Origin of the sequence: Pseudoflavonifractor sp. An85 (assembly GCF_002161235.1) — a bacterium.
In the GTDB taxonomy this organism is placed as follows: Bacteria; Bacillota; Clostridia; order Oscillospirales; family Oscillospiraceae; genus Enterenecus.
The window spans coordinates 15552-34946 of the sequence record NZ_NFHE01000025.1 but is presented as its reverse complement, the minus strand read 5'-3'; the positions used below and the strand labels follow the sequence as shown (position 1 = coordinate 34946).

General features: G+C 58.2%; 22 protein-coding genes and 1 riboswitch. Of the genes, 10 read left to right on the top strand and 12 right to left on the bottom strand.

Going from position 1 to position 19395, the window contains the following annotated elements; translation table 11 throughout:
* Nucleotides 1-147 precede the first annotated feature (147 nt).
* Nucleotides 148-543 carry a hypothetical protein gene (locus tag B5G37_RS11075; RefSeq protein WP_087257473.1) on the bottom strand — a complete coding sequence of 132 codons (396 nt, stop codon included), beginning with the start codon at nt 541-543 and terminating at the stop codon, nt 148-150.
* 189 nt (nt 544-732) lie between these two features.
* Here B5G37_RS11075 and B5G37_RS11070 point away from each other — a divergent pair, with 189 nt between their 5' ends.
* The 3 genes from B5G37_RS11070 (at nt 733) to spo0A (ending at nt 3549) form a co-directional block, all read left to right on the top strand.
* Nucleotides 733-1638, top strand: a complete 906-nt coding sequence (locus B5G37_RS11070) for a MerR family transcriptional regulator (RefSeq protein WP_158099405.1) — start codon at nt 733-735, stop codon at nt 1636-1638.
* An 88-nt stretch (nt 1639-1726) separates the two neighbouring features.
* Complete coding sequence (locus B5G37_RS11065; RefSeq protein ID WP_087257470.1) at nt 1727-2611, top strand: MerR family transcriptional regulator; 885 nt, start codon at nt 1727-1729, stop codon at nt 2609-2611.
* A gap of 179 nt (nt 2612-2790) precedes the next feature.
* Nucleotides 2791-3549: a sporulation transcription factor Spo0A gene (gene spo0A / locus B5G37_RS11060; RefSeq protein WP_087257468.1), complete on the top strand. Its 759-nt coding sequence runs from the start codon at nt 2791-2793 to the stop codon at nt 3547-3549.
* A gap of 252 nt (nt 3550-3801) precedes the next feature.
* Here the strand turns inward: spo0A and B5G37_RS11055 are convergent, their stop codons facing one another.
* Nucleotides 3802-4554 (bottom strand): type III pantothenate kinase, encoded by a 753-nt coding sequence (locus B5G37_RS11055; RefSeq protein WP_087257466.1) that lies wholly within the window; start codon nt 4552-4554, stop codon nt 3802-3804.
* Between the two features lie 3 nt (nt 4555-4557).
* Complete coding sequence (locus B5G37_RS11050; RefSeq protein ID WP_087257464.1) at nt 4558-5238, bottom strand: ECF transporter S component; 681 nt, start codon at nt 5236-5238, stop codon at nt 4558-4560.
* Nucleotides 5239-5492: 254 nt separating this feature from the next.
* On the opposite strand from B5G37_RS11050, the gene coaBC reads away from it, so the two are divergent.
* Nucleotides 5493-6686: a bifunctional phosphopantothenoylcysteine decarboxylase/phosphopantothenate--cysteine ligase CoaBC gene (gene coaBC, locus B5G37_RS11045; protein WP_087257462.1), complete on the top strand. Its 1194-nt coding sequence runs from the start codon at nt 5493-5495 to the stop codon at nt 6684-6686.
* Between the two features lie 46 nt (nt 6687-6732).
* On the opposite strand, the gene B5G37_RS11040 is transcribed toward coaBC, so the two are convergent.
* Genes B5G37_RS11040 through B5G37_RS11030 form a run of 3 tightly spaced genes read right to left on the bottom strand, consistent with a single transcriptional unit; the run spans nt 6733 to nt 9273 of the window.
* A complete protein-coding gene (locus tag B5G37_RS11040; RefSeq protein ID WP_087257460.1) occupies nt 6733-7191 on the bottom strand; it encodes an S-ribosylhomocysteine lyase in 459 nt (152 codons plus the stop codon).
* A 1-nt stretch (nt 7192) separates the two neighbouring features.
* Nucleotides 7193-7858 (bottom strand): 5'-methylthioadenosine/S-adenosylhomocysteine nucleosidase, encoded by a 666-nt coding sequence (gene mtnN / locus B5G37_RS11035; protein ID WP_087257458.1) that lies wholly within the window; start codon nt 7856-7858, stop codon nt 7193-7195.
* 8 nt (nt 7859-7866) lie between these two features.
* On the bottom strand, nt 7867-9273 hold the full coding sequence (locus B5G37_RS11030) for a nicotinate phosphoribosyltransferase (RefSeq protein ID WP_087257483.1): 1407 nt from the start codon (nt 9271-9273) through the stop codon (nt 7867-7869).
* 196 nt (nt 9274-9469) lie between these two features.
* Between B5G37_RS11030 and B5G37_RS11025 the strand changes: the two genes are divergently transcribed.
* The 3 genes from B5G37_RS11025 (at nt 9470) to B5G37_RS11015 (ending at nt 12141) form a co-directional block, all read left to right on the top strand.
* Nucleotides 9470-10318, top strand: a complete 849-nt coding sequence (locus tag B5G37_RS11025; protein ID WP_087257456.1) for a dipicolinate synthase subunit DpsA — start codon at nt 9470-9472, stop codon at nt 10316-10318.
* Between the two features lie 2 nt (nt 10319-10320).
* Nucleotides 10321-10902, top strand: coding sequence for a dipicolinate synthase subunit B (locus B5G37_RS11020; protein ID WP_087257454.1), 582 nt, complete (start codon nt 10321-10323; stop codon nt 10900-10902).
* Nucleotides 10903-11211: 309 nt separating this feature from the next.
* Nucleotides 11212-12141, top strand: coding sequence for a magnesium transporter CorA family protein (locus B5G37_RS11015; RefSeq protein ID WP_204217912.1), 930 nt, complete (start codon nt 11212-11214; stop codon nt 12139-12141).
* Nucleotides 12142-12359: 218 nt separating this feature from the next.
* On the opposite strand, the gene B5G37_RS11010 is transcribed toward B5G37_RS11015, so the two are convergent.
* The 6 genes from B5G37_RS11010 to B5G37_RS10985 all read right to left on the bottom strand — a co-directional run bounded on the left by B5G37_RS11010 (nt 12360) and on the right by B5G37_RS10985 (nt 16756).
* Nucleotides 12360-13259 carry a YafY family protein gene (locus B5G37_RS11010; RefSeq protein ID WP_087257451.1) on the bottom strand — a complete coding sequence of 300 codons (900 nt, stop codon included), beginning with the start codon at nt 13257-13259 and terminating at the stop codon, nt 12360-12362.
* Between the two features lie 87 nt (nt 13260-13346).
* The gene (rplT, locus tag B5G37_RS11005) at nt 13347-13703 is read right to left on the bottom strand and encodes a 50S ribosomal protein L20 (protein ID WP_087257449.1); all 357 of its coding nucleotides are present in this window, start codon (nt 13701-13703) and stop codon (nt 13347-13349) included.
* 40 nt (nt 13704-13743) lie between these two features.
* Entirely contained in the window at nt 13744-13947 is a 204-nt protein-coding gene (gene rpmI, locus B5G37_RS11000) for a 50S ribosomal protein L35 (protein WP_087257447.1), read from the bottom strand.
* Between the two features lie 54 nt (nt 13948-14001).
* Entirely contained in the window at nt 14002-14583 is a 582-nt protein-coding gene (gene infC, locus B5G37_RS10995; protein WP_087257479.1) for a translation initiation factor IF-3, read from the bottom strand.
* A gap of 120 nt (nt 14584-14703) precedes the next feature.
* Nucleotides 14704-16080: an MATE family efflux transporter gene (locus tag B5G37_RS10990; RefSeq protein WP_087257445.1), complete on the bottom strand. Its 1377-nt coding sequence runs from the start codon at nt 16078-16080 to the stop codon at nt 14704-14706.
* 130 nt (nt 16081-16210) lie between these two features.
* A complete protein-coding gene (locus tag B5G37_RS10985) occupies nt 16211-16756 on the bottom strand; it encodes an SLOG family protein (RefSeq protein WP_087257443.1) in 546 nt (181 codons plus the stop codon).
* Nucleotides 16757-16884: 128 nt separating this feature from the next.
* Nucleotides 16885-17013: riboswitch (FMN riboswitch) on the top strand.
* Nucleotides 17014-17088: 75 nt separating this feature from the next.
* On the opposite strand from B5G37_RS10985, the gene B5G37_RS10980 reads away from it, so the two are divergent.
* The 3 genes from B5G37_RS10980 (at nt 17089) to B5G37_RS10970 (ending at nt 19358) form a co-directional block, all read left to right on the top strand.
* Nucleotides 17089-17811, top strand: coding sequence for an ECF transporter S component (locus B5G37_RS10980; RefSeq protein WP_242962872.1), 723 nt, complete (start codon nt 17089-17091; stop codon nt 17809-17811).
* A 195-nt stretch (nt 17812-18006) separates the two neighbouring features.
* On the top strand, nt 18007-18474 hold the full coding sequence (locus tag B5G37_RS10975; RefSeq protein ID WP_087257441.1) for a DUF2798 domain-containing protein: 468 nt from the start codon (nt 18007-18009) through the stop codon (nt 18472-18474).
* Between the two features lie 128 nt (nt 18475-18602).
* Nucleotides 18603-19358, top strand: coding sequence for a hypothetical protein (locus tag B5G37_RS10970; protein ID WP_087257439.1), 756 nt, complete (start codon nt 18603-18605; stop codon nt 19356-19358).
* Nucleotides 19359-19395: the final 37 nt, after the last annotated feature.

The following is a 19395-nucleotide window of genomic DNA, read 5'->3' as shown; positions in this document are numbered from 1 at the left end:
AATCTCGTATAATCTTGATCTTTTCTTCTACACCTAACTTTTGCTTCCTTGGCATGACAATGCTCCCTCCATGATTGACAGTGTTTTATTTCACTGTCTCTCATAGAGGGAGCATATCACAGGTTCCCCGTGCTTGTTTTGGTATTGTTAGCTTTCTTGTTTGCTGTCCAAATCCAAATAGGCTCTGGCATCGTTGGGTTCCACAGGGTCAATGCCATCGTAGGTGATGGTGCGCACCTGGGTCACAGAACCATCGGGAGCATAGGTGGTGAAGGTCACGGTACAGGTGTAGTGATAGTCCCAACCCAACATCCGGAGCACAGATTCGTTGGTGGGAAAGAAGGTGGCAGGTTCAATGACAAAGGTCATATCCTGAGTACCGCCATCCACTGTCTTCCCGGTGTAAGCGTCGCCGTAAATTTCTTCCAGCTCCTCCACCAAGGCATTGCCAGCGGCCCCGCTGTAATAGCTGCCAATGCCCATCCAGTTGACTCCAATAAATAGGACCACAACGATGATCCAGATCATCACGCTTCGTTTCATGGTCTGCCTCCTTACGCGTGGCGCTGCCACGGCAGAATTTGACACCCCTATTGTAGCACGGAGGATGGGATGGGGCAAGAGAAAGCCGAAGAGGGGGAGATGAAAAAAGAAAGATTTTTTGGAAAACTCTTGACCTTCCACCAGGTGTAAGGTGTATTCTGGGCACAGATCAGAAAGGAGGCGGGACACATGAACATCAAAGAAGCGGAAAGCCAGACGGGGATTTCTCGGCGCAACATCCGGTTTTACGAGCAGAAGGGGATGCTGCACCCGGCCCGCAATCAGGACAACGACTATCGGGACTACTCGCCCCAGGACATAGAACGGCTCAAACTCATCCGGGCCCTGCGCATGGTGGACATGTGCCTGGAGGATATTCAGAAGGTACTCAGCGGGGAGACTTCCTTGGAGGTAGCTGCCATGGCCCAGGAGAAGCAGCTGCGGGACAAGGCTCAGGAGGTACAGACCGCCATCCGGTTTTGCCGAACCCTTTCCCAGGTGCAGGCAGGGGCGGATGTGGACGACCTTCTCAGACAGATGGAGCGGCCGGAGAACATCACCCATCTCTTTTCTCAGTGGGTGGAGGACTACAAGCAGATGCGCAAGGCCCAAGACATGGTGAAGTTTACCCTCATTCCCGATGAGCCGGTGCGGACACCCCAGGAGTTTACCGCGGCGCTGCGCCAGTATGCCCAGGACTGCGGGATGGAATTGGTGATGCTCCGAGAGAGCATGAACCCCGAATTTACCCTGGATGGGGTGGAGTACACCGCCCAGCGGCTGTATCAGTCCCCCAGAGGTATTGTGGTTCCTGTGGCCACCATCCACGTTACCGCCAAACATCCTCAGCAGCTTCTACCCCACCTGGAGCAGCCCAAAGGCAGGGTGCTGAGAGCAGTTCGGTACAGCTGGATTGGGGTTATTATGGTGGGTTTGGCACTGATGCTGGCGCTGGACCAGGGCTGGGAGGGCCTGACCACTCTGGAAGGAATCGCACAGGTGGTGGGGATCCCCTTGGTGGTAGGGGTGGGTCTATTGGCCTCAATCAAGGCAGGGCAAAAGGCTCCTGTGCCCTTCAACTTCAAAGGAAAATGATTCCTGCTGAATATTTGGGAAATGGGCTTGACCTTTCATCAACTGGAAGGTGTATGCTCACCCCACAACAGGAAAGGAGACCAACGGCATGAACATCAAAGAAGCGGAATATCAGACGGGAATTTCCCGGCGCAACATTCGGTTTTACGAGCAGAAAGGGATGCTGCACCCGGCCCGCAACCAGGACAACGACTATCGGGACTACTCCCCCCAGGACATTGAACGGCTCAAGCTCATCCGGGCTTTGCGCATGGTGGATATGTCCCTGGAGGATATCCGGGACGTGCTGCAGGGAACGGCAACTCTGGAGCAAGCGGTGGCCGCCCAGGAAGCCCAGCTGCAACGAAAAATCCAGGATGCACAGACCGCCATTCGCTTTTGTCGGAGCCTGGGGAAACTGGGAGAGGGGGCAGAGGTGGACGCCATTTTGCGGGAGATGGACCAGAAGGAAAACCGGAAGCATCTGTTTACCCAGTGGAAACAGGACTACAAGAAGATGTGCAAGTTTCTCCAACAGGCCACCTTCACCTTTATCCCAGATGGGGCCGTGACCAACCCCCGGGAGTTTACCCAGGCGCTGTTGGAATTCGCCCGGGAGAATGAGGTGGATATCACCATCACCAAAGAGGGGATGTACCCGGAGTTTACCCTGGAGGGAATTGAGTACACCGCAGAGCGGCTGTACACCTCCATGGGCCGTGCGCCCATTGCCACGCTGCGCTGCACCGCCAAGCACCCAGAACTGTTGGAGCCGGACCTGCCCAAGGGACAGAAGCGGGCCATGAAGCTATTGCACTTTGCCTGGATTCCCCTGGCAGTGGTGCTGGCATCGGTGTGGGTGGTGGCCTGCAACGGTGGACTGTCCTTCCTGGCCACCCTGGACGGGGTGGTGTTGGCCATTGTCTTCCCCTTGATGGTGGGGGTCATGTTGTACCGCTCCATGCTCTTTTATTACAATAACAAGAACAAATAACGGCATTTCAATCAAAATGTTGAAATTACATCCATTTAGCGATTACAAAATTTGACATCCATGTCGAACGAAAGTGGAAACAATGGCTTGCCAGATTGGGCATCCTGTGGTATTTTAGATGTACAGGAAAAAGATGGTAAAACTATACCGATTCCACTTGAGAAAGGATTGTCACACAGATGAGCGATGTGAAGAAGATTATCCTTGCGGATGCTTCGGAAGAATACCGGGCCATGTTGGCGGATGTTCTGCAAGACCGTGAGGATATGGAAGTGGTGGCCCAGACCGGGGATGGGGAGCAGCTGCTGGAGCTGGTGCAGCAGTACCAGCCCCATGGCATCATTATGGATTTGATGCTCACAGGCATGGATGGCCTGGAGGTGTTGCAGCAGCTGGGGCAAAATCGGCCCCGGGTGGTGGTGCTTTCCGCCTTTTCCCACTCCGCCCTGGCCCAGCAGGTGAAGGACAGCGGTGGGGATTACTGCATGCTCAAACCCTGCCGCCTGTCTGCGGTGGTGGAGCGCATGGCTCAGCTGTGTGGTCAGACCGAGCAGCATCCGCCCCAGCAGGAGGAAGAGTGGGACTTAGAGCGAAAGATTACATCCATCATCCATGAGATCGGGGTGCCTGCCCATATCAAGGGGTATCAGTATCTCCGAGTGGCCATCGCCATGGCGGTGGAGGACATGGGGATGATCAACGCTGTGACCAAGGTGCTCTATCCTGAGGTGGCCAAGCGGTTCGGCACCACCGCCAGCCGGGTGGAGCGGGCCATTCGCCACGCCATTGAGGTGGCTTGGGATCGGGGAGACCTGGAGGTGCTGCAGTGGTACTTCGGGTACACTGTGTCCAACACCAAGGGCAAGCCCACCAACAGCGAGTTCATCGCCATGATTGCCGACCGGATTTCCCTGCAAAAGGACAAGCGGGCAGGCTAAACTTCACCAAGAAGTTCTCGGACTTCTTGGTGAGAAAGATTGCATGACAGACGGAGCTCGATTTCTAGCGAAAAAGTCGCTCCATCTGTCATGAGAGGGGTCATTTTCCCGGCACATGTCCGTGAAAATGACGGATATTTCATTAATTCCGTCACCTCCGGGTGACGGAACTCTGCGAGGCTTGTATAGTTGGTATTTACATGTTTAGGCCCACCGGGGGAAGAAATACTCCCCGGTGGGCTTTTTTGTGTATCAAGTTGCCTGGTGCAGCCATATTTCCCGAAGGCCCCAAAAGGTGAGGTGGGGTTCCCACAAAACAGGGGTGTGCAGCAGGGGGTGCACGTGGGTGCTGTTGCCTCCGGTGAGCACCACGGTGAGGGGGCCCAACTCCTCTTCTAGCCGGGCCACGATGCCTTCGATGGCACCGGCGGCTCCGTACAGGGCTCCGTAGCGCATGCAGCTTTCGGTGTCCCGGCCGATGACCCCTTCCGGCGGGGAGAGGATAATGGAGGGCAGCTGAGCGGCCTTGGCGCTGAGGGCCTCCAGGGACAGGGACAGGCCAGGGAGGATCATGCCCCCCAGAAAGTCCCCATCTTTCCCCACCACCGACAGGGTGGTGGCGGTGCCCATGTCAAACACCGCTACAGGTGGGGCGCACAGGCGCAGAGCCCCCACGCAGTCCACCACCCGGTCCATGCCCAGAGTGGCGCCCCGATACCCCTCCAGGGAGAGCCCGGTGGGGGTGTTGGCGTCCACGATAAGCACCGAAACATGGGTGAGTTGGGCCAGCGCCTGAGATACCTGAGGGGTGAGGGAGGGGACCACCGAGGACAGGGCCACCCCTTGGATGGGGGGACACTCCGCCAAGCACTCCCCCAGCACCTCCACCCACTGTGACACCTCCAGGGAGGTGTCACTGGGTACCCGGTGGAGAAAAGTCAGCTCCTGGCCCACAAATCCAGCCAGGGCCACGGTGGTATTGCCAATATCAACGGTGAGCAGCATGGGTTACACCGCCCGATTTGCCACACAGGGGCGCACATCCAGCTTCAAGGCGTGGATCAAAGGTACGCACACGGCGGGGGTGACCACCGCGGCCACAATGGCCTCGGGGATGCCGTTGGCGGCCACGATGCTGAGAATAAAGCCCATGAGGGCGTCCACGGGGATGCCCTGAGCGGCGGCGTAGGACTCGGCAAAGAGGACACCAATGGAGCCCATGACCAGAGCGGTGTTGGTCAGAGCACCCACCACCGCGGCCAGAGCCAGGGAAACGACCCGCATGCCGGGGTTGCGACCTCGGGAGAGGCGGCGGAACAGGGTGTACACCAGCCAGGGGGTGACACCCACCAGCATGCGAGGGACAAAGCAGACAAACAGGGCCCAGGGACTGCCGGTATCCGAGCCGGGCACGGGGATAAGAGGGGTAAAGACGAAGGCGGACAGGCTGGGCATCAAGGCGTTTTTGATGAGGCTGGACAGGCCGAACATGGCCCCCAGGAAAACGCCCTTCTTAGGCCCCAGCAAAATGGAGCCCAGAATCACCGGCACGTGGAGAATGGTGGCCTTGATGACGGGCAAGTCTATGAGCCCCAGAGGGGTAAAGGCCAGAAGGAAGATGAGGGCGGTGAACATGGACAAAAAAGCCATGTCCTGGATGCGTTTGGAGCGGTTTGTCTGGTTTTTCATGATGTTTGACCTCCTGCTGCCGTTCCCAATGGCTGGGATACAGCGCAAAATAAGATGAGCTGACCGGGTTCAGGGATGGACCTGCCGTCTCATGGCGAGTACAGCGGCCCGCTGTCCCGGGCAACGTAGGACATTATACGGGAGTGGGAGAAAAATTGCAACGTAGTTGTGGAAAGTAGAGAAGGGGTCTGGTATAATCGACCCGATACAAAAGGGCAGGACAGAACCCGCCCATGGATAAAGGAGAGACCCACATGTTAAAGGGAAAGACCGTGCTGCTGTGTGTAACAGGCGGCATTGCCTGCTATAAATCTGCATCTTTGGCCTCCGCTCTGGTAAAACAGGGGGCGAACGTCCATGTGTTGATGACAAAAAACGCCACTGAGTTCATTGGCCCCCACACCTTTGAGTCGTTGACGGGCAACCGGGTGAGCGTGGACACCTTCGACCGCAACTATCAGTTCCAGGTGGAGCACATTGCCCTGGCCGATCAGGCGGACGTGGTGCTGGTGGCCCCCGCCACCGCCAACGTGCTGGCCAAGCTGGCCCACGGTCTGGCCGACGATATGCTCACCACCACCGTGCTGGCCTGCAACTGCCCCAAGCTGGCGGCCCCGGCCATGAACACCAAGATGTTTGAAAACCCGGTGACCCAAGACAATTTGGCCACCTTGCAGCGGTACGGCTGGGAAATCATCCAGCCCGCCAGTGGACGGCTGGCCTGCGGGGCGGTGGGCAAGGGGAAAATGCCTGAGCCGGAGGAGCTTCTGGCCTATGTGGAGCATGCCGTGGGCCACGAGAAGGACATGGAAGGGCTGCGGGTGCTGGTCACTGCCGGTCCCACCCAGGAGGCCCTGGACCCGGTGCGCTACCTCACCAACCACTCCACCGGAAAGATGGGCTACGCCATTGCCAAGGCTGCCGCCAGCCGCGGGGCCACGGTGACGCTGGTGTCCGGCCCCACAGGGCTGAGCACGCCGGTGCATGTGGAGCGGGTGGATATTCGCTCTGCCCAGGACATGTTCGAGGCGGTGACAAGCCGCTTTGACCAGCAGGACATTGTCATCAAGGCCGCCGCTGTGGCCGACTACCGCCCCGCCGTCCAGGAAGAGGAAAAGATGAAGAAAAGCGGCGACGACCTGGCCCTGGAACTGGTGCGCACCCAGGATATCTTGGCCTGGCTGGGCCAGCACAAGGCCCCAGGCCAGTTCCTGTGCGGCTTCTCCATGGAGACTCAGGATATGGTGGAAAACTCCCGCAAGAAGCTGGAGAAAAAGAACCTGGACCTCATTGCCGCCAACAACCTTAAGCAGGAGGGGGCCGGCTTTGGCACTGCCACCAACGTGCTTACCCTCATTGACCATCAGGAGACGGTGGAACTGCCTCTCATGAGCAAGGAGGAGGCGGCCCATGCTCTGTTGGACCGGATTCTGGAGAAACGAAGCTAAAAAACATGGGACCGCTCAGCAACGCTGAGGGGTCCCATGTTTTTTCTTAGTATGCCAGTTGTTCTACCGTCCAATCCCGGATGAGATCGGCGTAGTAGCGGCACTGGGTGCGGGCCAGATCCACATCCAGGTTGATGTAGTTGCCGCACTCTACCGCCGACTTGCCCGGCATCTCGCCGGTGTAGTTGGCGCCTGCCTCAAAGACGGATTGCACCAGGGCGATGCAGTCCTCCATGGTCAGCTGCTCGTTGTCCAGCAGCACATAGAAGCCGGTCTGGCACCCCATGGGGCCAAAGTAGATCACCGCGTCCTTCTGCTCGCTGTTGCGCAGCAGGGTGGCGATGATGTGCTCCACCGAGTGCATCTCGGCGTTGGTGAGCAAGTCCCCGGTGTTGGGCACTTTGAAGCGCAGGTCAAAGGTCACCACATGCCCATCCCGGCGGGAGAGATACATACCCGGGCGCAGGGTGGTGTGGTCCACCTGAAAGCTTGCGATTTTTTCCATGTTAAGACCTCCAGAGTAAGGCCGCAAGAGCCTGGTTGAGTTTCTCCACCACCTGGGGCACATTTTGGGCGTATTCCTCCCCTTGGGCGGGGTGGAACAGGTGGTCGGAGACGATTTTCAAGGAGTGGAAGGGAATGTGGTGACACAGACACACCTGGGCCACCGCCCCCGCCTCCATGTCGCACACGGTGGCGGAGAAATGGTCCCGCAGCATGGCCGCTCGGGTGTAATCCCGGCCAAACCAGTCTCCAGTGGCCACTACGCCTGTACGGGGGGCAAAACCAGCCTGGGTGAGGGTGTCCACATCTTTCTGGGTTCCGGTGCAGAGCAGCTCGATGAGATCCGGGCCGGGAATTTCCCCCAGAGGGGAGCCGGTGGCGGAGATGTCCATGTCGTGCTGGACACAGTGGTGTGCCACCACCAGGGTGCCCACGGGGAAGTCGTGGAAGCAGCCGGCCACTCCGGCGTTGTACACCTCATCTACCCCGAAGCGGTCGATGAGAAGCTGGGTACCCATGGCAGCGTGGACCTTGCCGATGCCGCAGACACACACCACGGTGGTTTCATCGGCCTGGTACAGCTTCATGCCAGCCACGTCCCCCAGGGGGTTGGCCTGGGCCAGGGGTCCTGCCATCTCTTTGCCCATGGCGTATACAATTCCTCGCATGGCGCACCTCAATGGGTGTGGGAGAGCAGGTCCGCCCGCACGTCCCACAGTTTCTGGGACAGGTCCACATAGTAGTTGTGGGGGTTTTCAAACCGCTTGACCTCGTCCCACAGGCTGTCCACCTCCCGGGCGCAGTACACCCGGGTCTCCTGGATAGTGGGGGCCTGGTACACCAGCTGTCCGCCCTGGAAGATGGGCACCAGCAGGGGCCGGGCGGTGTAGTTGGAGATGGTCTTGTGCTTCCACACCGCCTCGGGGTCAAAGAGCTCTAAGGGCTGGGTGAAGTCGGGGTTCTCGTCGTGGAGACAGATATAGTCGGCCAGGGCTTTGCCCGTCTCAATTTCGTACAGACGGTACACCTTTTTAAAGTGGGGAATGGTCATCTTGGCGGGGTTTTCGCTGATCTTGATCTTGGGAATGATGGTTCCGTCCTTCCCCTCAATGGCCGCCAACTTGTACACGCCGCCAAACACCGGCTCACTCTTGGAGGTGATGAGCCGCTCGCCCACGCCGAAGCCGTCGATGGCGGCGCCCTGGGTGAGCAGGTCCCGGATGATATACTCGTCCAGGGAGTTGGAAGCAATGATTTTGATCTGGGTCAGTCCGGCTTCGTCCAGCATCTTCCGGGCCTTCTTGGACAGATAGGTCAAATCGCCGGAGTCGATGCGGATGCCGCCCTGAGTGATGCCCAGCTCCTGGAACACCCGGATGGCGTTGGGTACGCCGGACTTGAGCACGTTGTAGGTGTCCACCAGCAGGGTGGCGGCGTGGGGGTAGATTTCACAGTAGGTTTTGAAAGCGGTGTACTCGTCGGGGAACATCTGCACCCAGGAGTGGGCCATGGTGCCGGTGGCGGGGGTGTCAAACATCTGGTCGGCCATGGCACAGGCGGTGCCGGAGGCACCGGCGATATAGCTGGCCCGGGCGCCCAACAGAGCGCCGTCGGCTCCCTGGGCTCGGCGGGAGCCAAACTCCGCCACGGGACGGCCCTCAGCGGCCCGGACGATGCGGTTGGACTTGGTGGCGATGAGGGACTGGTGGTTTAGGGTCAGCAGCAGATAGGTCTCCACAAACTGAGCCTCGATGGCGGGAGCACGCACGGTGAGGATGGGCTCCCGGGGGAAGATGGGGGTGCCTTCGGGCACGGCCCAGATGTCGCCGGTAAAGCGGAACGTGCGCAGATAGTCCAAAAATTCGGGGGAGAAGGTGTTTTTGGAGCGGAGATATGCGATGTCCTCCTCGTCGAAGTGCAGATCCCGAATGTAGGAGATCACTTGCTCCAGGCCTGCGGCAATGGCAAAGCCGCCGCCGTCGGGCACGCTGCGGAAAAAGATGTCAAAGTAACAGATTTGGTCGGTGACGCCGGTCTGGAAATAGCCGTTGCCCATGGTCAGCTCGTAAAAGTCGGTGAGCATGGTGTAGTTGATGTCGTGTTTCACAGGGTAGTCCCCCTTTTGAAGATATCCTATACATTATAAGCTGTCTTGACAGGAATTGCAATCATTGCTTGCGCATTTCGTTCCAGATGTCACCACCATGGGTGGGTGGAATACACTGGGATGAGGGCGGTGTCAGAAAGCCGGAAGCCCCGGAGAGGAGTCGGAACGTAGGATGGAGCGTAGACACATTTGGGTGCTGGGCGGCGACCAGCGGCAGCGGATGCTGGCAAAGCTGCTCCGAGACGACGGTCACAGGGTACATACCTTTGGACTGGAAGAGGGGCAGCAGCCGGGGCTGGAGGGACTTTCCCTGGCCCATTGCGTCATCCTCCCTCTGCCGGCGGAGAAGCCGGAGGGGGAGATCTACACCCCCTTGTGGGAGGGACGGGTAGAGGTGGAGCAGGTGCTGGAGGCCATGAGGCCGGGGCAACTGCTGTGCGGCGGCCTGGTGCGGGACACCTTGCGCCATCAGGCCCAGGGGCGGGGCATTTCCCTGGTGGATTATTATGCCCGGGAAGAGCTGACTTTGCTCAACGCCATACCCACGGCGGAAGGGGCCATTCAGCTGGCCATGGAGCGTATGCCTACCACCATCCACAACGCCCGCATCTGGATTTTGGGCTTTGGCCGGGTGGGGCAGGCCCTGGGGGTCCGCCTCCACACCCTGGGGGCCAAGGTGTGCATTTTGGCCCGCAATCCCGCCCAAAGAGCCCTGGCGATGAGCCTGGGACTGGAGGCGGAACCGCTGCACGGCATGGGGGAGTGGCTGCACTGTCCCCATTTGGTGATTAACACCATACCCGTGCCCCTGTTGGGGCTGGAGGAGCTATCCGCCCTGCGGGAGGGGGCCTGGGTCATGGACCTGGCCTCCGAGCCGGGGGGCGTAGACCAACAGGCCGCCCAGACTCTGGGGGTGGAGGTGGTGTGGGCCAGAGGCCTTCCAGGCAAAGTGGCCCCCCATACGGCGGCGGAGTATCTGAAAGACACCGTCTATCACATTATGGAGGAGTTGGGAGTGTAACGATGGAAGCGAAAAACATTGGCTTCGCCTTTTGCGGTTCCTTTTGCACCATGGCTCGGGCCCTGGACACCTTGGAACAGCTGGCGGGGAAGTATACCCAGATTTGGCCCATTGTCTCAGAGACGGTGGCCAGCACCGACACCCGATTTGGCAACAGCCATGATTTTATGCGGGAAATGGAGCGGATATGCGGCAGGAGGGTCATCCGCACCGTGGCAGACGCCGAGCCCATCGGGCCCCGGAAGCTGCTGGATGCCCTGGTCATCTGCCCCTGCACCGGAAACACCCTGGGCAAGCTGGCCCACGGCATCACTGATGGGACGGTGACCATGGCTGCCAAGGCCCACTTGCGCAACGGTAGGCCTCTGGTGTTGGCCCTGGCCACCAACGACGGCCTGGCTGCCTCGGCTCCCAATGTGGGCACCATGCTGGGCCGCAAGGGGGTGTACTTTGTACCCCTGCGCCAGGACGACTGCTACGAGAAGCCCACATCCCTGGTTTCCGATTTTTCCCTTACCGCAGATACCCTGGTCCTGGCTTTGCAGGGAAAGCAGTATCAACCCCTGCTGTTGGGGGCAAACTGACGAAATATCACCCCCGGTGGCGCAATTTTTAGGGTTGCAAACCACCGGGGGCTGTCATATAATGATGGTTGGTCATGAGATGGCCCAATTACGAATGCCTAGAGAAGAAAGGATGTGACATGCGCCGTGGCAGGTGACCCATCTAGTCGAAGTTGGAAGAAATATGTGCGGCGTGTGTGTTGAGGGGATGTTCCCACATCCAGGTTCAACCTTCTGCGCCCACCGTTGTGTGACCCACAACCGATTTTGAGCGCAAACGGGAAGGGGGACGTGTGCCCTTTTGCCTGTTTGAGAAAGGTGTGAACAGAGATGATTAGCATTCACAAGACCATTGACGGAAAGATGACCAAGCTGGACTCCGTGGAGGACGGCTGCTGGATCAACATGATTTACCCCAGCGAGGATGAGCTGAAGACCGTTTCCGTGACCCTGGGCGTGGAGCTGCCCTTTTTGAAGGCCGCCTTGGACGAAGAGGAGACCTCCCGTATCGACAGCGAGGATGGCCAGACCTTGATTATCGTGGACACCCCTGCCATGGAGCGGGACGAGACCGGCGTGGTGTACTCCACCCTGCCTATGGGCATCATCGTCACGGACAAGCACATCGTCACCGTGTGCCTGAAAGAGACCTCGGTGATGCGAGACCTCCAGGACGGACTGGTGAAGGATGTGCGCACCCAGCAGCGCACCCGCTTTATCCTCAACATTCTGCTGCTGGTGGCCAAGCGTTACCTGCAATATCTAAAGCAGATTGACAAGACTTACAACTACATGGAGCGGCAGCTGTACAAGTCTCAGCGCAACAAAGAGCTCATTCAGTTGCTGGATCTGGAGAAGTCCCTGGTCTACTTTAACACCTCCCTGAAGGCCAACGAGGTGACCTTGGAGAAGATCCTCCGAGGCCGCATTGTCACCCTTTATGAGGAGGACCACGACTTGCTGGAGGACGTGCTCATTGAGGTGCGTCAGGCCATTGAGATGGCACAGATCTACTCCTCCATTATCTCCGGTATGATGGATGCCTTTGCCTCGGTGATTTCCAACAACCTGAACGTCATCATGAAGGTACTGACCTCCATCACCATCCTTATGACGGTACCTAACATCATCTTCGGCTACTTCGGTATGAATATCACCGGCGGCCTGCCCCTGGATCAGTTCTGGTGGGTGCCTCTGCTGATGAGTGCGGCCATTATCATCGTTCTGGCTATTTTCCTGAAAAAGAAGGATCTGTTTTAATCTTCTTGGAAATGCAAGCATTTCCAAGAGGAATACAGCCCACTGCGTCGCACCAGTAAACTGGCACGCTTGTGGGCTGAGAAGTGTATTTTCCCATGCGCATGTCCTGGAAAAATACGGGATTGATATTTGTTTTCCCGCCTATGGCGGGAAAACTCTGCGAGGCTTCAATAAAGAGAAAATCCCTGGAAAGCGGAAGCTTTCCAGGGATTTTTTGCTTATTTGGCATAGGCCTGCCGCAGCTGCTCGCTGGCCTGGGCCAGCTGGCGCTGGAGACTGGCCGGAGAGAGCACCTCCACGCCGCCGCCGAAGGACAGCAGGTAGCTGGCCAGCCATGCCCCCTCGGGGAACACGGTGGATACCAGCAGCGAGCCGTCGGGCTGGGGGGTAATGCAGTGGCGGTCAAACTCATCGTATACCCGGTGGGCCAGTTGGGCGGGAAAGCGCAACTCCGCCTCCACCCGAAACAGCGGGGGAATTTCACCAGACAACTCCGGGTCGGGGGGATTCATCAGCCGGTGGAAGGGCTGGTCGGTGATGGTTAGGTCCAGAATCCGGGTCAGCCGGAAGGTGCGATAGTTCTCATGGAAGGGGCAATAGGCCTGGAGATACCAGCCGTGTCCCTGGAACACCAGCCGTACCGGCTGCACCAGGCAGGGAATCTGTTCCCCTTGGGAGCTGGCATAGGTAAACTGCACCGCCCGACGCTGCAAAATGGCCTCCCGCAGCAACTTGAAGTCCTCGGTGTCCCCGGCGGCAGTGCCCCAGTGGGTCAAATAGACCTGAAGCCAGTCCTCCTCGGGACGGCGGAACAGGGCGGAGAGCTTGGCCAGAGTGGCCTCCCGCTGGGCATCCGGGTTATCATCCAGAGCAGCCAGCAACTGCTGCTGTTCCCCGGGGGTGAACAGGTTGGAGTCGGGGGCGCATCCATCCATGAGGGTGATGCCGCCGTTTTTGCCCGGCGCGGTACACACCGGCACACCCGCTGCCGACAGAGCGTCGATTTCCCGGTATACAGTACTCACCGACACCTGGAGCAGCTCGGCCAACTGCGGAGCGGTGATGCGGTCGTGCTCCAACAGTAGGGATAGGATTTGAATGAGTCGATTGGCGGACATGGATGCACCTCCTAAGTTGACGTGAAAACAGGAGAGAAGTGAAACGCCCGATTCCAGCGGAACCGGGCGTTTTTAAATTCAACTGGATTAGGCCAGCTTGCTCTTGGCCAGCTCGGTCAGCTGCACGAAAGCAGCCTTGTCGTTGACAGCCAGCTCGGCCAGCATCTTGCGGTTGATCTCCACGCCAGCCAGCTTCAGGCCGTGCATAAAGGTGGAGTAGTTCATGCCGTTCATTTTGCAAGCGGCATTGATGCGGGCGATCCACAGCTGACGGAAGTCGCGCTTCTTCAGCTTGCGGCCGGTGTAGGCGTACTGCAGGGACTTCATCACCTGCTCGTTGGCCATCTTGTAGTGCTTGCTCTTAGCACCCCAGTAGCCCTTGGCCAGCTTCAGGATCTTATTTCTTCTTTTACGGGTCATCATTGCGCCCTTAACTCTTGCCATTGTCGTTCAGCCTCCTATATGTGAGTGTATCGGGTGTTACTTATTTGTAGGGAATCAGACGCTTGACGGCGGCCTCGTTGGTCACGTCAGCATAGGCGCCCTTGCGGAGGCCTCTCTTGAGCTTAGTGGTTTTGCCGTGGCCGTTGAGCAGGTGACGGCGATTGGCGTGAGCACGCTTCACACGGCCGGTCTTGGTCAGCGAAAAGCGCTTCTTGGCACCGCTGTGGGTCTTGATCTTAGGCATGGTGGTTATCTCCTTTACTCTTTGAATGGGTGGGCAAAACTTGCCCGCAGGAAATTACTTGTTGGGCTTGCCGCTCTTGGCGGACAGGAAAATGCTCATGTGCCGACCCTCCAGCTTGGGCTCCTTGTCCAGGTTGGCCAGCTCGGCGCACTGCTGGGCGAAGTCCAGAAGAAGGTTCTTACCGATGTCGGTGTGAGCCATCTCGCGGCCACGGAATCGCACGGTCACCTTCACCCGGTTGCCGTCGGCCAGGAACTTCTGGGCGTTGCGCAGCTTGGTGTTGAAGTCACCGATGTCGATGCCGGGGGACATACGCACTTCCTTGATCTCCACGACGTGCTGGTTCTTCTTGGCCTCCTTCTCCCGCTTGGCCTGCTCGAACTTGAACTTGCCATAGTCCATGAGCTTGCACACAGGGGGAACGGCGTTGGGAGAGATTTTGACCAGATCCAAACCGGCCTCGTCGGCGTGGCGTTGGGCCTGAGCAGCGGACATCACGCCCAGCTGGTCGCCGTCAGCTCCGATCAGGCGAACCTCACGGTCACGGATCTCCTCATTGATCTGATGGGTTGGGTTAGCTATGGCAAAGCACCTCCTGAAAAACAAAAAATGTGAGTGCAGCAACAGCACCCACATCCACAACAAAAAACGTCAATCCAGAGAGATTGCGTGTTTTTCACCATGTTAACCTCTTTGCCTTGAGCTGGAGGTGAGGACGGCGGTGCCATTCCTACTTTGTTTTGCCCGAGTATTATATCAAGCGGGCTGGGTGTTGTCAAGTTGTTTTTCAAATTTTTTATCCCGGTGGCGCAGCAGTAGAAAGTACCCCACGCACAGGGTCAGGTTGACTAGGGCCGAGCCAGGTACCGCCAGACCGATGAGGAACATGGAGGTGTGGGGCAGGCGGCTGAGGAAATAGGACAGAGGGATGCGCACCAGAAAAGCAGCGGCCAGACCCTGGGCCATGACAAAGCCGGTGTGCTCCCGGCCATTGAAGTACCCCAGGAAGCAAAATACCACCGACACCATGAGATATTCCCAGGAGCTGCCCCGGAGGTAGCCGGCGGCGGCGTCCAGCACCGCCGGGTCGCTGTCAAAGATGGAGGCCAGACCCCGGCCCCAGAAGAAGGTGAGCAGGAACATCACCACGCCCACGCACAGAGAAATGCGGGTGGCCAGCAGCAGCGCCCGGTTGGCCCGCTGCCGGTTGCCCGCCCCCATGTTCTGGGCCACAAAGGTGGACAGGGCGGACATGAAGGACATGGGAACCAGGGCCAGGAAGATGAACAATTTTTCCGCAATGCCCACTCCCGCCGAGGCAATAAGGCCCAGGGAGTTGACAATGCTGGTGATGATGAGAAAGGACAGGTTGGTGAGAAAATCCTGGAGGGCGATGGGGGAGCCCACCTTCAAAATGGCGTTTGCTGCCGGTTGTGCCCGATGCCAGGGGGCAGGGATGGGGAAGGGAAGAGGGTTGAGACGGATGTAGCCCAGGGAGAAGGCCACGCTGGTGGCCTGGGCAATGATGGTGGCCAGAGCGGCCCCGGCGGCGTGGAGCCGGAACACCCCCACAAAGAGCACATCCAGCACCACATTCATCAGACAGGCGATGAGCACAAAGAGAAAGGGGGAACGGGAGTTGCCCACACCCCGGAAAATACCGCTGATGCCGTTGTAGGCGGTGATGAACACGATGCCTGCCGAGCAGATGCGGATGTAGGCCACCGCCTCGCCCATGGCGGCCTGGGGCACGTTCATCAGTTGGGCAGCCTGGGGGGCGAAACACAGCATCAGGCCGGTGAGCACCAGGGCCACCAGAGTAAACAGGCGGATCTGACTGCGCACCACCTGGCCGGCCCGTTGGGGGTCCCCCGAGCCCATGGCCTTGCCCACCAGCACGGTGACCCCCATGGTCAGACCCGTGAGAATGGAGGTGATGGACTGCATCACCTGGCTGCCTGTGGCCACGGCGGACACCGAGGCGGTGGGGGAGAACTGGCCCACCACTGCCAGATCCACTCCGCCGTAAAAGGCCTGGAGGAGCAAAGAGAGCATCAACGGCAGAGCAAAGCGGACCAGAGGGGCCAGAATAGGCCCGGAGAGGAAAGAATGCTGGGCGGATGGGGTTTCCATGGACATGACCTCCGAACAAAATGTTTACACCAAAGAAAAAACGCCAACAAGCATACACTTGTTGGCGATAATGTATCAAACGAAGCACGGCTCCCGTGCTCAGTCAATATACCATGCCCCCGGGGAAATGTCAATGGGAGGATGGCAGAAACAGGCGGGTGGCGGGCTGTTGAGGGTGGTTGAGGTCAAACAGGTAGATATCCAACTGCTGATCCATGGCATAGTTTAGGGTGTACTGGGTGCCGCCCCGGGTGCCGTTGAACACCGCCAGAATGGCCTGGGCGTGGTCTACCATGTACCGGTCCCGGCGGAGCATGCAATACCGGTCATAGTGCTCCTGCACCAAAGTGGTGGTGTCGCAGTGCTCCACCAGGCGGTGCCAACGCAGTCGGTCCCCCTCGCTCCACTTGTTGGCTTGCCCCAGGCAGGGAAGGGCTGCTTCCAGGATCACCTCCGGGTGTCGCTCCCGCAGGGCCAACACCCCTTCGGCAAAGTAAAAATCAGCGCCTCGGGCCATGCCACTGATGAAATGGCGATACCCCTGGGCAAACAGCTGCTCCAGTTGGGTGTCCAGATTCGCTTTCAAAGCCACACAGTGGGGGTGATCCTCCTGCTCTCCCCAGGGGAGTTTTTCCGGGCGATGTCCGGTAAAGCAGCAGGTGCGTTGCGGTTCCATGGCAGTCCCTCCTTGGTTCGTGTTTCCATTCTACCTGAGGGAAGCCGGGGACGTCAATGCAGGGTGTAGAAAAAAATCTTGCATTTTTTTGACGGCGTGCTATAATGACCAGCAGAGACAAGTGAATACCATGTCTTCAGGGCGGGGTGAAATTCCCCACTGGCGGTATAGTCCGCGACCTGCAGGGCCTTTGCTCTGTGGCTGACTCGGTGAAACTCCGGGACCAACGGTTATAGTCCGGATGGAAGAGGATGTGCAAGAACTCCAAGTGGGTTGTTGCGCCTGAACGGCATTGGCGTTTGGGCGTCTCAATATCATTTGGAGGTTTTTTTATGTGGAACAATCTGACGAGCTTGTGGAGCAGCGTGCAGGAAAACGTGGCGTTTCTCCTGGTGTGTCTGGGGGTTGCGGTGGCCCTGTTTTTGGTGGCTATGGCGGTGGAACGGTTGTGGCTGAAAACACCCCGGCAGCGGGCGGCCCGACGGGCGGCGTACATCGGCATTTTTGCCGCCATGGCCGCTCTGTTGATGTACTTTGAATTCCCCCTGCCCTTTGCCCCCAGCTTTTACGAAATTGACCTGAGCGAAGTGCCGGTGCTCATTTGTTCCTTCTCCCTGGGCCCGGTGGCCGGTGTGGTGTGTGAGCTGGTGAAGGTCATCTTGAAGCTGCTGCTCAAGGGTACCACCACCGCCTTTGTGGGAGACTTTGCCAACTTTGTGGTGGGCTGCTCCTTCATTCTCCCCGCCACCATCGTCTATCACCGGGTTAAGACCAAAAAGGGCGCTGTGGCCGGTATGATTACCGGTACGGTGACCATGAGCATCTTCGGCAGTTTCTTCAACGCCGTGTACCTGCTCCCCGCTTTCTCCGCCCTCTACGGTCTGCCCCTGGACCAGTTGGTGGCTATGGGCACTGCCGTCAACGGCATGATTAACAGTGTGTCCACCCTGGTGTTCTTTGCGGTGGTACCCTTTAACATCGTCAAGGGTGCGGTGGTGTCTTTGCTCACCACCCTGCTGTACAAGCGGGTGGAGCGTCTGCTGCGGATGCGCTGACGGGCAACTTGCCTGGGAATCCAAAACGAGGTGAGGAGAAGTTCAGACACTCTCACCACGAAAAAGTGCTTACACGACGGGAAAAATTTTGCTAGAATATCTCTTGCAAATGGTAGTCGCAGTGGAGAGCAACGAGACGAAAGTTTCGCTGCTCTCCTTTTTTGCGCCAAAACGTGTAAGGAGAGAAGAAGATTTATGCCTCAGACCAAGTTTCAAAATGTCGTCTATACCATTATCATGGCCCTTGTCATGGTGTACGGAATGATCGTTTATAATGTGGCCCTGAATACCGGTGGGGTAAGCAACGCCACCTTCCTCATGGCTCTGCATGAGATGCCCATCATGGTGCCCATCGCCTTTGTGCTGGAGTTTTTTGTGGTGGAGCGTGTGGCCAAGTTCCTGGCCTTCCGGCTGGTAAAGCCCACCGACCGGCCAATTGTCATCATCCTGGCTATCTCCACCATGATCGTGTGTGTCATGTGCCCCACCATGTCCCTCATTGCCACCCTGCTATTCAAGCAGCCCAGCTTTGGCACCTGGGTGCAGACCTTCGGGTGTAACCTACCTATGGCTCTGCTGTGGCAGCTTTTGTACTGCGGCCCTCTGGTGCGGCTCATCTTCCGCACGCTGTTCCGCCGTCAGCTCCAGACCCAGGCCCAATAACATACACAAGCGGTGGGCGCGGCTTACTTGCCGCGCCCACCGCTTTTTTGCACAGAGTGAGTGGCAGCGGGAGAGGAGATATGATACAATGGCGGTGAAACCAAATACATGCAAAGGCGGGTGTGGGTATGGAGCGAATCAAAGAGCTGAATGGGTATCAAAAGGGTATTTTAGTTATCATGGCAGTTATGGTGCTGGTGTTTACCATCCTCTATCCGGTCATCACCTCCCGGAAAGGGTATGCCTACAAGGATACCCTCCTAGTGCAGACCCAGGAGGGGGACAACACGGTGTACACCGGAAAGGTCTATGGCGTTCCCTCCCGCTTTACCGTGACCCCGGATAAAACTGTGGAGTTCCAGTATGGGGAAGAGACATATGGCCCCTATTCCATCCGGGTGGCTTCCTCGGCTGCGCCCAAGGGGGCGGATATTCCGGAGGGAATCGTTGGCATGGAACTGCTGCGAGGGGATGAGGTGCTCTTCCGAGGCGGCGTGGTGGACGTTGGGGACGGCTATTTGGTGTTCAACGAAGATGGCAGCATGGTCAGCGGCATGGGGGTAAACGTTGGCGTGTACACCAACGGGGACAGTTATGTTTTGGGCTCCATGGAGCCATCGGTGTCCAACGTCCTGGATCTGCTGGAAGGCCCGGAGCTGACCCATAAGGGTACCTGGGTGGGCTGGGCGGCCGGTGTGTTCTGCTGTGTGGTGACGGCCCTGACTATTTTGTTTGCCGACGAGTTGTTCCGCTTTCAACTGGTGTTCCAAATTCGCAATGTGGAAGATGCGGAGCCTTCGGATTGGGAGATGATGGGGCGTTACATCACCTGGACCGTCGTTCCCATCGTGGCCCTGGTGGCATTTATCATGGGATTACAATAACATGAAAAGACAACGGAGGAAGCCATCCAAAGAAGAT

Coding starts and splice junctions, on each gene's coding strand:
- B5G37_RS10985 (WP_087257443.1), bottom strand. CDS start 16,756: ATGGAACCGCAACGCACCTGCTGCTTTACCGGACATCGCCCGGAAAAA.
- rpmI (WP_087257447.1), bottom strand. CDS start 13,947: ATGCCTAAGATCAAGACCCACAGCGGTGCCAAGAAGCGCTTTTCGCTG.
- coaBC (WP_087257462.1), top strand. CDS start 5,493: ATGTTAAAGGGAAAGACCGTGCTGCTGTGTGTAACAGGCGGCATTGCC.
- B5G37_RS11070 (WP_158099405.1), top strand. CDS start 733: ATGAACATCAAAGAAGCGGAAAGCCAGACGGGGATTTCTCGGCGCAAC.
- B5G37_RS10980 (WP_242962872.1), top strand. CDS start 17,089: ATGTGGAACAATCTGACGAGCTTGTGGAGCAGCGTGCAGGAAAACGTG.
- B5G37_RS11010 (WP_087257451.1), bottom strand. CDS start 13,259: ATGTCCGCCAATCGACTCATTCAAATCCTATCCCTACTGTTGGAGCAC.
- B5G37_RS10970 (WP_087257439.1), top strand. CDS start 18,603: ATGGAGCGAATCAAAGAGCTGAATGGGTATCAAAAGGGTATTTTAGTT.
- B5G37_RS10990 (WP_087257445.1), bottom strand. CDS start 16,080: ATGGAAACCCCATCCGCCCAGCATTCTTTCCTCTCCGGGCCTATTCTG.
- spo0A (WP_087257468.1), top strand. CDS start 2,791: ATGAGCGATGTGAAGAAGATTATCCTTGCGGATGCTTCGGAAGAATAC.
- B5G37_RS11065 (WP_087257470.1), top strand. CDS start 1,727: ATGAACATCAAAGAAGCGGAATATCAGACGGGAATTTCCCGGCGCAAC.
- rplT (WP_087257449.1), bottom strand. CDS start 13,703: ATGGCAAGAGTTAAGGGCGCAATGATGACCCGTAAAAGAAGAAATAAG.
- B5G37_RS10975 (WP_087257441.1), top strand. CDS start 18,007: ATGCCTCAGACCAAGTTTCAAAATGTCGTCTATACCATTATCATGGCC.
- B5G37_RS11055 (WP_087257466.1), bottom strand. CDS start 4,554: ATGCTGCTCACCGTTGATATTGGCAATACCACCGTGGCCCTGGCTGGA.
- B5G37_RS11020 (WP_087257454.1), top strand. CDS start 10,321: ATGGAAGCGAAAAACATTGGCTTCGCCTTTTGCGGTTCCTTTTGCACC.
- B5G37_RS11050 (WP_087257464.1), bottom strand. CDS start 5,238: ATGAAAAACCAGACAAACCGCTCCAAACGCATCCAGGACATGGCTTTT.
- B5G37_RS11025 (WP_087257456.1), top strand. CDS start 9,470: ATGGAGCGTAGACACATTTGGGTGCTGGGCGGCGACCAGCGGCAGCGG.
- B5G37_RS11030 (WP_087257483.1), bottom strand. CDS start 9,273: ATGCTCACCGACTTTTACGAGCTGACCATGGGCAACGGCTATTTCCAG.
- B5G37_RS11040 (WP_087257460.1), bottom strand. CDS start 7,191: ATGGAAAAAATCGCAAGCTTTCAGGTGGACCACACCACCCTGCGCCCG.
- mtnN (WP_087257458.1), bottom strand. CDS start 7,858: ATGCGAGGAATTGTATACGCCATGGGCAAAGAGATGGCAGGACCCCTG.
- B5G37_RS11075 (WP_087257473.1), bottom strand. CDS start 543: ATGAAACGAAGCGTGATGATCTGGATCATCGTTGTGGTCCTATTTATT.
- infC (WP_087257479.1), bottom strand. CDS start 14,583: ATGTGGGTGCTGTTGCTGCACTCACATTTTTTGTTTTTCAGGAGGTGC.
- B5G37_RS11015 (WP_204217912.1), top strand. CDS start 11,212: ATGATTAGCATTCACAAGACCATTGACGGAAAGATGACCAAGCTGGAC.